Annotated in this window: 14 protein-coding genes; 13 read left to right on the top strand and 1 reads right to left on the bottom strand. The window is 63.7% G+C overall.

All coding sequences use genetic code 11. The features are described from left to right. Nucleotides 1–3: 3 nt before the first annotated feature. From BMX43_RS10865 to BMX43_RS10805, 13 genes are all read left to right on the top strand, one after another. Nucleotides 4–399, top strand: coding sequence for a hypothetical protein (locus BMX43_RS10865; protein WP_091301233.1), 396 nt, complete (start codon nucleotides 4–6; stop codon nucleotides 397–399). Between the two features lie 33 nt (nucleotides 400–432). Beyond that, a complete protein-coding gene (gene nuoH, locus BMX43_RS10860; RefSeq protein WP_091301231.1) occupies nucleotides 433–1,470 on the top strand; it encodes an NADH-quinone oxidoreductase subunit NuoH in 1,038 nt (345 codons plus the stop codon). 5 nt (nucleotides 1,471–1,475) lie between these two features. Beyond that, nucleotides 1,476–2,264 (top strand): methyltransferase domain-containing protein, encoded by a 789-nt coding sequence (locus tag BMX43_RS10855; protein ID WP_091301229.1) that lies wholly within the window; start codon nucleotides 1,476–1,478, stop codon nucleotides 2,262–2,264. Beyond that, a complete protein-coding gene (gene nuoI / locus BMX43_RS10850) occupies nucleotides 2,251–2,745 on the top strand; it encodes an NADH-quinone oxidoreductase subunit NuoI (RefSeq protein ID WP_091301227.1) in 495 nt (164 codons plus the stop codon). Before BMX43_RS10855 ends, nuoI begins: the two co-directional genes overlap by 14 nt. Nucleotides 2,746–2,752: 7 nt before the next feature. Then, nucleotides 2,753–3,163 carry a carboxymuconolactone decarboxylase family protein gene (locus tag BMX43_RS10845; protein WP_091301225.1) on the top strand — a complete coding sequence of 137 codons (411 nt, stop codon included), beginning with the start codon at nucleotides 2,753–2,755 and terminating at the stop codon, nucleotides 3,161–3,163. Continuing rightward, nucleotides 3,160–3,774 carry an NADH-quinone oxidoreductase subunit J gene (locus tag BMX43_RS10840; RefSeq protein ID WP_091301223.1) on the top strand — a complete coding sequence of 205 codons (615 nt, stop codon included), beginning with the start codon at nucleotides 3,160–3,162 and terminating at the stop codon, nucleotides 3,772–3,774. Before BMX43_RS10845 ends, BMX43_RS10840 begins: the two co-directional genes overlap by 4 nt. An 89-nt stretch (nucleotides 3,775–3,863) precedes the next feature. Next, nucleotides 3,864–4,169: an NADH-quinone oxidoreductase subunit NuoK gene (nuoK, locus tag BMX43_RS10835; protein WP_091301221.1), complete on the top strand. Its 306-nt coding sequence runs from the start codon at nucleotides 3,864–3,866 to the stop codon at nucleotides 4,167–4,169. A 6-nt stretch (nucleotides 4,170–4,175) separates the two neighbouring features. Then, nucleotides 4,176–6,398, top strand: a complete 2,223-nt coding sequence (nuoL, locus tag BMX43_RS10830; RefSeq protein ID WP_091301218.1) for an NADH-quinone oxidoreductase subunit L — start codon at nucleotides 4,176–4,178, stop codon at nucleotides 6,396–6,398. After that, the gene (locus tag BMX43_RS10825; protein WP_091301216.1) at nucleotides 6,398–7,939 is read left to right on the top strand and encodes an NADH-quinone oxidoreductase subunit M; all 1,542 of its coding nucleotides are present in this window, start codon (nucleotides 6,398–6,400) and stop codon (nucleotides 7,937–7,939) included. The genes nuoL and BMX43_RS10825 overlap by 1 nt, the downstream gene beginning before the upstream one ends. Before the next feature lie 10 nt (nucleotides 7,940–7,949). Next, nucleotides 7,950–9,386 carry an NADH-quinone oxidoreductase subunit NuoN gene (gene nuoN / locus BMX43_RS10820; protein ID WP_091301214.1) on the top strand — a complete coding sequence of 479 codons (1,437 nt, stop codon included), beginning with the start codon at nucleotides 7,950–7,952 and terminating at the stop codon, nucleotides 9,384–9,386. Then, nucleotides 9,376–10,134, top strand: a complete 759-nt coding sequence (locus BMX43_RS10815) for a biotin--[acetyl-CoA-carboxylase] ligase (protein WP_425431801.1) — start codon at nucleotides 9,376–9,378, stop codon at nucleotides 10,132–10,134. The genes nuoN and BMX43_RS10815 overlap by 11 nt, the downstream gene beginning before the upstream one ends. Before the next feature lie 10 nt (nucleotides 10,135–10,144). Further along, nucleotides 10,145–10,924 carry a type III pantothenate kinase gene (locus BMX43_RS10810; RefSeq protein ID WP_091301210.1) on the top strand — a complete coding sequence of 260 codons (780 nt, stop codon included), beginning with the start codon at nucleotides 10,145–10,147 and terminating at the stop codon, nucleotides 10,922–10,924. Continuing rightward, nucleotides 10,921–12,600 carry a ribonuclease J gene (locus tag BMX43_RS10805; RefSeq protein WP_091301208.1) on the top strand — a complete coding sequence of 560 codons (1,680 nt, stop codon included), beginning with the start codon at nucleotides 10,921–10,923 and terminating at the stop codon, nucleotides 12,598–12,600. Before BMX43_RS10810 ends, BMX43_RS10805 begins: the two co-directional genes overlap by 4 nt. A gap of 217 nt (nucleotides 12,601–12,817) precedes the next feature. On the opposite strand, the gene BMX43_RS10800 is transcribed toward BMX43_RS10805, so the two are convergent. Then, nucleotides 12,818–14,434, bottom strand: coding sequence for a DEAD/DEAH box helicase (locus BMX43_RS10800; RefSeq protein WP_091301206.1), 1,617 nt, complete (start codon nucleotides 14,432–14,434; stop codon nucleotides 12,818–12,820). Nucleotides 14,435–14,509 lie beyond the last annotated feature (75 nt).

The following is a 14,509-nucleotide window of genomic DNA, read 5'->3' as shown; positions in this document are numbered from 1 at the left end:
CCGATGCGCCAGCGTCGCCCCCTTGCTGCCCTGACCGCCGCGCTTGCGGTGCTGTCGGGCTGCGCGGTGGCGACGGTGGCAACCTCGGGCGCGCCGAAATATCACGGGATCGAAACGATCCTGCTGGATGACGAGATGGTGGATTTCCGCGTCTCGATGGACGGGGCGGCGGGGGTCGAGGATGTAGAGGCCTATGCGCGCTGTGCTGCGGCCCAATATGCGCTGATCCGGGGCTTCGGGTTCGCGCGGCATGTGCGCACGAATGTGGCGCAAACGGGAACAACCTGGCGCGGGGATGCGGTCTATGTCATCTCCGCCGCTCTGCCCCGCGGGCTCAAGACGATCGACGCCGAGGTGACGGTGCGCGATTGCGGCGAGCAGGGGATACCGACGGTATGAACGAGAAAGAATGGGCTGAGGGACAACGGCAAAATGGCTGAATTTCTGCAAACCGGGCTGGGGATGGCGCTGCTGATCGCGGCGCAAAGTCTCCTTGTCATCGCCTTCGTGATGATCTCGCTGCTCTTCCTCGTCTATGGCGACCGCAAGATCTGGGCTGCGGTCCAGATGCGGCGGGGCCCCAACGTGGTGGGCGCCTTCGGCCTGCTGCAATCGGTGGCGGACGCGCTGAAATATGTGGTGAAGGAAGTGGTGATCCCGGCCGGCGCCGACCGCCCGGTCTATTTCCTCGCCCCGATGCTCAGCTTCGTGCTGGCGATGATCGCCTGGGCGGTGATCCCGTTCAGCACCGGCTGGGTGCTGGCCGACATCAACGTCGCCATCCTCTACGTTTTCGCCATTTCCTCGCTGGAGGTGTACGGCGTCATCATGGGGGGCTGGGCGTCGAACTCCAAATACCCGTTCCTCGGCTCGCTGCGGTCTGCCGCGCAGATGATCTCTTACGAGGTGTCGCTGGGCCTGATCATCATCGGGGTGATCATCTCCACCGGCTCGATGAACTTCTCGAACATTGTCGCCGCGCAGGATACCGGCTGGGGCTTCTTCGGCTGGTACTGGCTGCCGCATCTGCCGATGGTGGCGCTGTTCTTCATCTCGGCACTGGCCGAAACCAACCGCCCGCCCTTCGACCTGCCCGAAGCGGAATCCGAACTGGTGGCCGGCTATCAGGTGGAATATTCGGCGACTCCCTTCCTGCTGTTCATGGCGGGCGAATATATCGCCATCTTCCTGATGTGCGCGCTGATCTCGCTCTTGTTCTTCGGCGGCTGGCTGTCGCCCATCCCGGGTCTGCCCGACGGCGCCTTCTGGATGGTGCTGAAAATGGCCTTCTTCTTCTTCATGTTCGCCATGGTGAAGGCCATCGTGCCGCGCTACCGCTATGACCAGCTGATGCGCATCGGCTGGAAGGTCTTCCTGCCGCTGTCGCTCGGCTGGGTGGTCGTCGTGTCGTTCCTTGCCAAATACGAAGTGCTCGGCGGCCTCTGGGCGCGCTGGACGATCGGGGGCTGATTTCGATGGGAGTGGACTTCGTCATCTTCGACGAGCTTTGCAAACTCTCGACCCGGTTCCAGCCTGCGGGCCGGACGCTGATGCTTGGGCGTCACAAATGGCAGCCGCAGGGGCGGTTGCAGCGGAAATACCAGCGGGCGTGGAAGCAGGCCGGCAAGGAGGGCGACTTCCTCGCTACCGTGCAGGAAGACGGCTATTGCGAAACGCTGATGTCCAGCCTCGGCTTCGGCCAGATGGAGGCGCTGGATTTTTCGGATTACGAAGGCGCGACGATCCTGCAGGATCTCAACTGCCCGGTCGGGCCGGAACTGGAAGGCCAGTTCGACCTGATCTTCGACGGCGGCACGCTGGAACATGTGTTCAACGTGCCGATGGCGCTGCAAAGCGTGTTCCGCATGTTGAAACCGGGCGGCCGCTTCATCTCGGTCAACGGGATGAACGGCTGGATGGGGCACGGGCTGTATCAGTTCAATCCCGAACTGGTCTGGAGCTTCTGGAAACGGACCTGCGGCTGCAAGGTGCATGTCTGCAAGGCCGTCGAGAAAGACGCGACCAAAGAAGGCTACGAGCTGGCCTTCCCCGATCCGGCCATCGTTGGCCGCCGCTTGCGCTTCCGGGGCATCAACTTCCCGGCGGGCCGCGTCTATCTGTATTACGAGGTCGAGCGTCTGCCCGACAGCGTGATGGGGGAGCGGATGCTGCAAAGCGACTACGAGGTGAAGTGGACGCCGCATAACAACGCGGGCGAAATCAGAGATATCAAGGCAAAGGAAGCGCAAGATGGGCGCGATTGATTTTAACCGGGCCACGAAATACTTCCTGCTCGTGGATTTCATCAAAGGCTTCGGTCTGGGGTTGAAATACTTTTTCGCCCCCAAGGCGACGCTGAACTATCCGCATGAAAAGGGCCCGCTCTCGCCGCGGTTCCGCGGTGAACACGCGCTGCGCCGCTATCCCAATGGCGAAGAGCGTTGCATCGCCTGCAAGCTGTGCGAGGCGATCTGCCCGGCGCAGGCCATCACCATCGACGCCGAACCGCGCGAGGACGGCAGCCGCCGCACCACGCGTTACGATATCGACATGACGAAATGCATCTATTGCGGCTTCTGCCAAGAGGCGTGCCCGGTCGATGCCATCGTCGAAGGCCCGAACTTCGAGTTCTCGACCGAAACCCGCGAAGAGCTGTATTACTCCAAGGAAAAACTCCTGGAAAACGGCGCCCGCTGGGAGGCAGAGATCGCCCGCAACCTCGAGCTTGACGCTCCGTACCGGTGAGAACCCCATGACCGAAGATTTCACCAAGCTTTTCAAGTCGATGATGGAACAGGGGCAGGAGATGGTCCGCTCCTTCAACCCTGCGCTGGAAAGCATGTCGGTGAAAGGCTTCGAAAAGCTGTTCCCCACCATGACGAAAGACATGATGGAGCTGTGGTTCGGCAAGACCTTCAACCGCGAAGGTCTGGATGCCAAGACGCGCCTGCTGGTGACCATCGCCGCGCTGACGGTGCTGGGCGCCCATGCCGAGCCGCAGTTGAAACTGACCATCCGCCATGCGTTGGAGGCGGGGGCAACGAAACGCGAGATCGCGGAAGTGATCTGGCAGATGAGCATGTTCGGCGGGGTGCCCGCCATGCAGAAGGCGCTTGAGCAGGCTCAGGCCGTCTTTGCGGAAATCGAGGAGAAAAACGCATGAGCGTTGCGGATTACGCCTTCTATTGCTTCGCCGTGGTGGTGGTGGCTGCGGGGCTCATGGTCACCGTGTCGCGCAACCCGGTCCATTCGGTGCTCTGGCTGATCCTGGCCTTCCTCAGCTCTGCCGGGCTGTTCGTGCTGCTGGGCGCCGAATTCGTGGCGATGCTGCTGATCATCGTCTATGTCGGCGCGGTGGCGGTGCTGTTCCTGTTCGTGGTGATGATGCTCGATGTCGATTTCGAGGAATTGAAGGGCGAAATGGCCCGCACCATGCCGCTGGCGCTGCTGGTGGGCGTGGTCATCCTGCTGCAATTCGGCATGGCCTATGCCGCCTGGGTGCAGGCCGACGGCGCGCTGGGTCTGCGCCAGGCGGTGACCCCGGCGATGACCGAGGTGGAAAACACCCGCGCGCTGGGTCTGCTGATCTATGACCAATACATCTACCTGTTCCAGGCCTCGGGCCTCGTGCTGCTGGTCGCCATGATCGGCGCCATCGTGCTGACCCTGCGCCACCGCAAGGACGTGAAGCGCCAGAACGTGCTGCACCAGATGTGGCGCGACCCGGCCAAGGCGATGGAGCTGAAAGACGTGAAGCCGGGGCAGGGGCTGTAAGGCACCGCTGCCGGATGACGGAACCGGGCGGCCCAGTGTAGGCCGCCGACAAGTAAAAAATATCGGGTGACGGACCCGGAGGGACGAGAATGGTAGGACTTGAACATTACCTGACGGTGGCGGCGGCGTTGTTCGTCATCGGCATCTTCGGCATCTTCCTCAACCGGAAGAACGTGATCGTCATCCTGATGTCGATTGAACTCATGCTGCTGGCGGTGAACATCAACCTCGTCGCCTTCTCCAGCTTCCTCGGCGATCTGGTCGGGCAGGTCTTCACGATGTTCGTGCTGACCGTCGCCGCCGCCGAGGCTGCCATCGGTCTTGCGATCCTCGTCAGCTTCTTCCGCACCCGCGGCACGATCGAAGTCGAAGACGCCAACGTGATGAAAGGCTAAGCACTCATGGCCACGATCATTCTTCTTGCGCCGCTGGTCGGCGCCCTGATCTGCGGCTTCGGCTGGCGCATCATCGGCGAATTTGCCGGGCAGGTCATCACCACCTCGCTGGTGTTTCTGGCGGCGGCGCTGTCCTGGGTCATCTTCCTGACCTTCAATGGCGAAACGCAGCATATCCACCTGCTGACCTGGATCCAGTCGGGCACGCTCGATACCGAATGGGCGATCCGGCTGGACCGGCTGACCGCGATCATGCTGGTGGTGGTGAACTCGGTCTCCGCGCTCGTCCACCTCTACAGCTTCGGCTACATGGCGCATGACGACAACTGGCACGAAGGCGAACATTACAAGGCGCGCTTCTTCGCCTACCTGTCGTTCTTCACCTTCGCCATGCTGACGCTGATCACCTCCGACAACCTGGTGCAGATGTTCTTCGGCTGGGAAGGCGTGGGCGTCGCATCTTACCTGCTGATCGGCTTCTACTACCGCAAACCTTCGGCCAATGCCGCCGCGATGAAGGCCTTCATCGTCAACCGTGTGGGCGACTTCGGCTTTGCGCTTGGCATCTTCGCGCTGTTCTTCCTGACCGACAGCATCCGTCTGGATGACGTATTCGCCAAGGCGCCCGAACTGGCCACGATGAACCTTTCCTTCCTGTGGGGCGAGTGGAACGCTGCTAACCTGATCGGCGTCCTGCTGTTCATCGGCGCGATGGGCAAATCGGCGCAGCTTGGCCTGCACACCTGGCTGCCCGATGCGATGGAAGGCCCGACCCCGGTGTCGGCGCTGATCCACGCCGCCACCATGGTGACCGCCGGGGTGTTCCTCGTCTGCCGCATGTCGCCGCTGTATGAATATGCGCCCGATGCCACGACCATGATCACCGTGCTGGGCGCCACCACCGCCTTCTTCGCTGCGACCGTCGGTCTGGTGCAGAATGACATCAAGCGCGTGATCGCCTATTCCACCTGCTCGCAGCTGGGCTACATGTTCGTCGCTGCCGGTGTGGGGGCCTATCCGGTCGCCATGTTCCACCTGTTCACGCACGCCTTCTTCAAGGCCATGCTGTTCCTTGGCGCCGGTTCGGTGATCCACGCCACCCACCACGAACAGGACATGCGCAATTACGGCGGGCTGCGGAAGAAGATCCCGCTGACCTTCTGGGCGATGATGATCGGCACGCTGGCCATCACCGGCGTCGGCATCCCGCTCACCCATTTCGGCTTTGCCGGCTTCCTGTCGAAAGACGCCGTGATCGAAAGCGCCTATGTCGGCTCCGATTACGCCTTCTGGCTGCTGGTGATCGCCGCCTGCATGACCTCGTTCTATTCCTGGCGCCTGATGTTCCTCACCTTCTACGGGGAAAGCCGCGCCCATGCGCATGACGATCACGGCCATGATGCCCACGGGCATGGCCACGACGATCACGGCCATGGCGCACACGAGCCGCATGAAAGCCCGATGGTCATGCTGATTCCGCTCGGCGTTCTGGCGCTTGGCGCGGTGTTCTCGGGGATGCTGTGGTATAACAGCTTCTTCGGGGATGAGGCGAAGATGCGCGCCTGGTTCGCGATGGAAGCCGTGGCCGAACACGGCGAAGTCGCTGCCGAAGGCGATCACGCGGCCCCGGCCGAAGGCACCGCAACCGAGGCGACCGCGACCGAAACCCACGCGGCCCCGGCGGAAACCCATGCCGTTGCCACCGCCCCGAAAGGTGCTGTCAGCATCCTGCCGTATGGCCCGGAAGAGCTTGAATCGGTGAAGGCCCGCATCGGCTTCCATGAAGGCGAAGGCCATCACGAGCCGGTCAATATCATCGCCGCCGCCCATGCCGTTCCGGCCTGGGTCAAGGTCTCGCCCTTCATCGCCATGGTGCTGGGCTTCGCGCTGGCCTTCCAGTTCTACATCCGCAAGCCCGACCTGCCGAAGCGTCTGGCTGCGGCGCAACGCCCGCTCTACGAATTCCTGCTCAACAAGTGGTATTTCGACGAGCTGTATAACGCCGTCTTCGTGATCCCCGCCCGCTGGCTCGGCTCCTTCCTGTGGAAGAAGGGCGACGGCGCGGTGATCGACGGCACGATCAACGGCGTGGCGATGGGCTTCATTCCGCTGCTCACCCGCCTCGCGGCCCGGATGCAATCGGGCTACATCTTCCACTACGCATTCGCCATGGTTCTGGGCATCGCCGCCCTGATCACCTGGATGTCGCTCTCGGGGGGCGCGCACTAATGGAAAACGTCCTTTCCATCATCACCTTCATTCCGGCAGTGGCCGCCGCCGTTCTGGCGCTGTTCCTGCGCGGCAATGATGCGGCGGCCCAGCGCAACGCCAAATGGGTTGCGCTGCTGGCCACCACCGCCACCTTCCTTGTGTCGCTGGTGATCCTGACCGGCTTCGATCCCGCCAATACCGGGATGCAATTCGTCGAGGATCGCGAATGGATCCTTGGCCTGCAGTACAAGATGGGCATCGACGGCATTTCGGTGCTGTTCGTGCTGCTGACAACCTTCCTGATGCCGATCACCATCGCCGCCTGCTGGGGCGTCGAGACGCGGGTGAAGGAATACATGATCGCCTTCCTGCTGCTGGAAACGCTGATGCTCGGCGTGTTCTGCGCGCTGGATCTGGTGCTGTTCTACCTGTTCTTCGAGGCGGGCCTGATCCCGATGTTCCTGATCATCGGCATCTGGGGCGGCAAGGAACGCATCTATGCGGCCTTCAAGTTCTTCCTCTACACCTTCCTCGGCTCGGTGCTGATGCTGGTGGCGATGATCGCCATGTATGTCGATGCGGGCACCACCGACATGGTGGCGCTGATGTCGCATACCTTCGCTTCGGAAACCCTGTCGATCGGCGGCCTGCAGATCGTCGGCGGCTTGCAGACGCTGCTGTTCCTCGCCTTCTTCGCCAGCTTCGCGGTGAAGATGCCGATGTGGCCGGTGCATACCTGGCTGCCCGATGCCCACGTTCAGGCGCCGACGGCGGGGTCTGTCGTGCTGGCCGCGATCATGCTGAAGATGGGGGGCTACGGCTTCCTGCGCTTCTCGCTGCCGATGTTTCCGGTGGGGGCTGACGTGATGACGCCGCTGGTGCTGTGGATGTCGGCCATCGCCATCGTCTACACCTCGCTGGTCGCGCTGGCTCAGCAGGACATGAAAAAGCTGATCGCCTATTCGTCGGTCGCGCACATGGGCTATGTGACCATGGGCATCTTCGCCGCCAACCAGCAGGGCATCGACGGCGCGATCTTCCAGATGGTCAGCCACGGCTTCATCTCGGGCGCGCTGTTCCTTTGCGTCGGCGTGATCTATGACCGCATGCACACCCGCGACATCGACGCTTATGGCGGCCTTGTCATCCGCATGCCCGCCTATGCGCTGATCTTCATGTTCTTCACCATGGCCAATGTCGGCCTGCCGGGCACTTCGGGCTTCATCGGTGAATTCCTGACGCTGATGGGCATCTTCCAGGTCAATACCTGGGTGGCCGCTGTCGCCACTTCGGGCGTGATCTTCTCGGCGGCCTATGCGCTGTTCCTCTACCGCCGCGTCGTCTTTGGCGATCTGGTGAAAGAGGCGCTGAAATCCATCACCGACATGACCTCCCGCGAAAAGGCGATCTTCGCCCCGCTGGTGGTGATGACCCTGCTTCTGGGCGTGTATCCTTCGCTGGTGACCGACATGATCGGCCCTTCGGTGGGACAGCTCGTGACCGAATACCATGCTGCCATCCCCACGTCGTCCGACGTGGCGGAAGCGGCCAGCCACTGAGGGCCGCAAGATGACTGGTTCCGATTTCAACATCCTCCTGCCCGAGGTCATTCTGGCGCTCTTCGCCATGGCCGCGCTGCTGTTCGGGGTCTATACCGGCAAGGACAAGACCACCGGGCTGATCACCTGGGCCACGGCGGCGGTGTTTGCGCTGCTCGCCGTCTGGATTGGCGTGAACGGCGAAGGCGCGCGCACCGCCTTTGGCGGCATGTTCAACGATGATCCCTTCGCCCGCTTTGCCAAGGTCACCATCCTGCTCTCCGCCGCCGCCGTTCTGGTGATGAGCGCCGATTACATGCAGCGCCGCGGCCTTGCCCGGTTTGAATACCCGATCCTCGTCGCCCTGTCGGTTGTCGGCATGATGATGATGGTCTCGGCGGGCGACCTGATGGCGCTCTATATCGGTCTCGAACTGCAATCGCTGGCGCTTTACGTCATCGCCTCGATCCGCCGCGACAGTGCCAAATCGACCGAGGCCGGGCTGAAATACTTCGTGCTCGGCGCCTTCTCCTCGGGTCTGCTGCTCTATGGCGCTTCGCTGACCTATGGCTATGCGGGCACCACGCTGTTCTCGGGCATCCTGTCCACGCTGGGCGAGGGCGTGCCGCTGGGCCTGCTGTTCGGCCTTGTGTTCATGCTGTCCGGTCTGGCCTTCAAGGTGTCTGCCGCGCCGTTCCACATGTGGGCGCCCGATGTCTACGAAGGCTCGCCGACCCCGGTGACCGCCTTCTTCGCCACCGCGCCGAAAGTCGCCGCCATGGCGCTGTTCGCCCGCCTCGTCTATGACGCCTTCGGCGCCATCCCGGCGGACTGGACGCAGGTCATCGCGGCGATGTCGCTGCTGTCGATGTTCCTCGGCGCGGTTGCCGCCATTGGCCAGAAAGACCTCAAGCGCCTGATGGCCTATTCCTCCATCGCCCATATGGGCTATGCGCTGCTTGGCCTTGCCGCCGGCACGGCAGCGGGGGTGCAGGCGATGCTGGTCTACATGGCGATCTATGTCACCATGAACGTCGGCACCTTCGCCTTCATCCTGTCGCTGGAACGGGACGGCAAGCCGGTTTCGGATATCCACGCGCTCAACATGTTCTCGAAAAAGGAACCGCTGAAGGCGCTGGCCATGCTGGTGCTGCTGTTCAGCCTCGCCGGTGTGCCGCCGATGCTGGGCTTCTTCGGGAAGTTCTATGTGCTGAAGGCCACCGTCGATGCGGGCATGGTGTGGCTTGCCACCGCAGGCGCCGTGGCCTCGGTGATCGGCGCCTTCTACTACCTGCGCCTCGTGTTCTACATGTATTTCGGCAAGGAAACCGATGGCGTCGAAAGCCGGATGGGCGCGGTGCAATGGCTGGCCCTCATGGCCTCGGCGGCGATCATGGTCGTCGGCATCGTCAACCTGATGGGCATCGACCCGGCAGCGGCCATCGCGGCAGAAGCCCTTGTGCGCTAAACCCGCTTGGCCCGCAGGCGTGGCCCGCCACGCCCTGCCTGCGGTAGACAGCACCAATGCCTTTGCGGCATCCCTCGCGCCGGGCCTCTCAGGTCCGGCGTGGGTCATTGCGGGCGAGCAGACCGCCGGGCGTGGCCGCCGGGGCCGCCCGTGGAGCAGCCCGCGCGGCAATTTCTACGGCTCGCTGGTGATGAAACCGGCAGGCCCCGCCGATCAGGTGGCACTGCGCAGCTTCGCCGCCGCCCTCGCGCTCTATGATGCCTGCGTCAACCTCACCGGCCTGCCGCAGGCCTTCGCGCTGAAATGGCCCAATGACGTGCTGTGCAATGGCGGCAAGCTGGCCGGCATCCTGCTGGAAAGCGCGGGGCAGGGCGGGCAGGTCTCGCATCTGGTGATCGGCATCGGCGTCAACCTGATCGCCGCCCCCACGCCCGAACAGGTGGAACCCGGCGCCGTCGCCCCGGTCAGCCTGCTGGGCGAAACCGGGCTGCGCATCCCGCCCGAAACCTTCCTCGACCACCTCGCCCCCGCCTTCGCGGCATGGGAGGCGACCTTCACCACCGAAGGCTTCGCCCCGCTGCGCGCCGCCTGGCTGTCGCGCGCCGCGCGCCTGGGCGAAAAGATCCGCGCCCGCACCGGCACCACCACCCGCGACGGTATTTTCGAGACCATCGACAGCACCGGCGCGCTGGTGCTCAACATGTCCGGCACGCGGGTCGCCATCCCCGCCGCCGAGGTTTTTTTCTGAGAGAGGCCCCATGCTCCTCGCCATCGACTGCGGCAATACCAACACCGTGTTTTCCATCTGGGACGGCGCACAGTTCCGCGCCACCTGGCGCATCGCCACCGATCACAAACGCACCGCCGACGAATATTTCGTCTGGTTCTCGTCGCTGCTGATGCTGACGAAAACCGAGGCGCATATCACCGAGGCGATCATCTCCTCCACCGTGCCGCGCGTGGTGTTCAACCTGCGCGTGCTGTGCAACCGCTATTTCGACTGCCGCCCCATCGTCGTGGGCAAGCCCGAATGTGCGCTGCCCGTCGCGCCGCGCGTCGATCAGGGCACCACCGTCGGCCCCGACCGGCTGGTGAACACCGTCGCGGGCTTCGATCGCCATGGCGGCAACCTGATCGTGGTCGATTTCGGCACCGCCACCACCTTCGACGTGGTGGATGTGGACGGCGCCTATATCGGCGGCGTCATTGCCCCCGGCGTGAACCTGTCGCTGGAGGCGCTGCACATGGCCGCCGCCGCCCTGCCGCATATCGACATCGCCCGCCCGCACTCTGCCATCGGCACGAATACGGTGGCCTGCATGCAGGCGGGCGTGTATTGGGGATATATCGGCCTCGTCGAAGGCATCGTGCGCCAGATCCGCGCCGAGCGCGAAAACCCGATGATGGTCATCGCAACCGGCGGCCTCGCCCCTTTGTTCCAGCAGGGAACCGAACTATTTCATTCGGTGGAAGACGATCTGACGATGCATGGCCTCGTCCTCATCCACCGCCACAACAAGGAACTGGAAACCGCATGAGCACGACGAACCGCCTGATCTATCTGCCTCTGGGCGGCGCCGGCGAAATCGGCATGAACTGCTATGTCTATGGCTACGGCCCCGAAGACCGCGAACGCCTGATCGTCGTCGATCTGGGCGTGACCTTCGGCGAGATGGAAACGACGCCCGGCGTCGATCTGATCATGGCCGATGTGAAATGGCTGGAAGACCGGCTGGACCGGATCGAGGCGATCTTCATCACCCATGCGCACGAAGATCACATCGGCGCGCTGGGGCACCTCTGGCCCCGGCTGAAGAAGCGCGTCTATGCCCGCCGCTTCACCGCCGCCATCGGCCGCCTGAAGTTTGAAGAACACGGCCACCCGCTCGATGTGATCCACACGGTCGAGGCCCGCCCCGCCGTGATCGAGGCCGGTCCCTTCAAGTTGCAATTCGTGCCGGTCGCCCATTCGATCCCCGAAAGTTCGGCGCTGATCATCGACACGCCCGCCGGGCGGCTGTTCCATTCCGGCGACTTCAAGCTGGATCCCTCGCCGGTGGTGGGCGAGGGCTGGAACGAAGCGCTGTTCCGCGACATCGCTGCCGAGGCGCCGATCCGCGCCCTGATGTGCGACAGCACCAACGTCTTCTCGCCGCTGCCGGGCCGGTCGGAAACCACGCTGGCCGATCCGCTGCACGGGCTGATCGCCAATGCCGGCGGCATGGTGGTGGCCACCACCTTCGCCTCCAACGTCGCCCGCCTGAAAACCCTGGCCGAGGCCGGGCGCGCCGCAGGCCGCTCGGTCTGCCTTCTGGGCCGCGCCATGCAGCGCATGGTCAAGGTGGGCGAGGAAACCGGCGTGCTGACCGGCATGCCCCCCACCATCCCCGCCGAAATGGCGGTGGAAGTGTCGCGCCAGAATCTGATGCTGATCGTCACCGGCAGCCAGGGCGAACGCCGCGCCGCCACCGCGCAACTGGCGCGCGGTCGCTATCTCGGGCTGGAGATGAAGGAGGGCGACACCTTCCTGTTCTCCTCCAAAACCATTCCGGGCAATGAACGCGGCGTCGGCCGCATCATGAACGCCTTTTCGGAAATGGGCGTCGATGTCGTCGATGATACCAACGGGCGTTACCATGTGTCGGGCCATGCCAACCGCCCCGATCTCGAAAAGATGCACGAGATCCTGAAGCCAGAGATCCTGATCCCGATGCATGGCGAACACCGCCACCTCCGCGAACATGCCAAACTGGCCGCGGCACGCGGCATCGCCGCCGAAATCGCCACCAATGGCATGATGATCGACCTGACCGGCCCCACCCCTGAAGTGGCCGAATATATCGACACCGGGCGGCTCTATCTCGACGGCTCGGTGCTGATCGGCGCGATGGATGGCGTGATCCGCGAACGCATCCGCATGGCGCTGAACGGCCATGCCGTCGCCACCGTGATCCTCGATGAACAGGACGATCCGCTGGGCGACGCCTGGGTCGAACTGATGGGCCTGCCCGAAATCGGCAAACGCGGCACCGCGCTGGCCGATGCGATGGAGACCGAGATCACCGAATTCCTCGGCAATGCCCCCGCCAAGGTGATGCGCGACGATGACAAGATGGACGAAGCCATCCGCCGCATCGTCCGTCAGGTCGCGGTCGAGGAAATCGGCAAGAAACCCGAAGTCACCGTGATCGTCTCGCGCCTGATCGAAGAATGACCGCGCCGGTGGGGCACCTGACTGGCGCCCCGCTTGGTTTCACGGTCTTTTTTTGAGTATTTGGGCCAGGATGAAGGGGCAAGGCTGCGCTTTTCCCATCACCCTGGCAAAAATACTCCGGGGGAGGCGCGCGGCACGCGCGGCGGGGGCAGCGCCCCCAATCTTCTGGCAGATGGATGGGACATAAAGCAAAGGGGCGCCGCAGCGCCCCTTTTTGTCATTCCGCGTCGGCGGTTTCGGTTTCCACCGCCGGCAATTCCGGCAGCTCGTTCTCGGTCTCGTCCACCACCCGCTCGGGCAGCTTGAAGCTGCGCAGGATGAAATCCGGCACATGGTCGCCCATGCCGACCACACGGTCGTCGCGATCATTGCGCCCGCGATAGTCGCGCCGGTCATCCCGACGCTCTTCGCGCGGCGCCACATGGCCGGTGCCGTGGTGATGGACATGGCCATGGCCATGATGGGCCGGTGCCGCCGGGCGCGGGCTGTCGCGCCGCTCTTCCTTGCGCGGGGCTTCGGCCACAACGACCACGGGTTCTTCACGCTGCGGCTTGGGCTCGTCGCGTTGCGGCTTGCGGTCGTCGCGGGTCTGGGGCTTGCCGCCTTTGCCGCGCGGGCCGCGATCATCCTTGCGGTCCGACCGTTCGGGCCGATCCGGGCGCGCGCCCGGTTCCGGCAGGGTAAAGCCTTCCGGCACCGATCCGCGCGGGATCGGCTGTTTTACCAGATTCTCGATATTGGTCAGATATTTCTCATCCGACGGCACCGCGATGGTGAAGGCCTTGCCCTTGCGCCCGGCGCGGCCAGTGCGGCCGATGCGGTGCACATAATCCTCCGGGTGCGACGGCACGTCGAAGTTGAACACATGGCTCACCGCCGGAATGTCCAGCCCGCGCGCCGCCACGTCCGATGCCACCAGCAGATGCAGCGAGCCGTCGCGGAACCCGTCCAGCGTTTTCGTGCGCTGCGACTGGTCCAGATCGCCATGGATCGGCGCCGCGTTGAACCCATGCGCCTTCAGCGACTTGGCCACCACATCCACATCCATCTTGCGGTTGCAGAAGATGATCGCGTTGGTGCAGCTTTCGCCCTCGGCCTTGATCAGCGCCCGCAGCACCGCGCGCTTGTCGGCGAAAGACCGGTCCTTGCGCGACGGCGTGATCTGGATCAGCGCCTGTTCGATGGTTTCCGAAGACGAGCTTTGCCGTGCCACTTCGATCTTCACCGGATTGCTCAGGAAGGTCTTGGTGATCCGCTCGATTTCCGGCGCCATGGTGGCCGAGAAGAAGAAGGTCTGCCGGGTGAACGGCGTCAGCGAGAAGATCTTCTCGATATCAGGGATGAACCCCATGTCGAGCATCCGGTCCGCCTCGTCCACCACCATGATCTGCACGCCGGTCAGCAGCAGCTTGCCGCGCTCGAAATGGTCCAGCAACCGGCCCGGGGTGGCGATCAGCACATCGACGCCGCGGTCGATCAGCTTGTCCTGTTCGCCAAACGCCACGCCGCCGATCAGCAGCGCCTTGGTCAGCTTGGTATATTTCGCATAGGTTTCAAAGTTTTCGGCCACCTGCGCCGCCAGTTCGCGCGTCGGGCACAGCACGAGGCTGCGCGGCATCCGCGCCCGCGCCCGGCCTTGGCCCAGCAGCGTGATCATCGGCAGCACGAAGCTTGCCGTCTTGCCGGTGCCGGTCTGGGCGATGCCCAGCACGTCGCGGCCTTGCAGGGCGGGCGGGATCGCCTGTGCCTGAATCGGGGTGGGGGTTTCATAGCCCGCTTCCGCGACGGCTTGCGTAACACGCGGATCAAGCGCGAGATCAGAGAATTTGGTCATATACGTCCTGTCACAGCGGGATCGGCCCGCAGGAATTGAGAGGGACGCATCGTTCCGGGCGCCCCGGCGTCTTGG

It is taken from the genome of Gemmobacter aquatilis, assembly GCF_900110025.1.
Classification (GTDB): Bacteria; Pseudomonadota; Alphaproteobacteria; order Rhodobacterales; family Rhodobacteraceae; genus Gemmobacter; species Gemmobacter aquatilis.
This window is presented reverse-complemented; position numbering and strand designations above follow the sequence as displayed.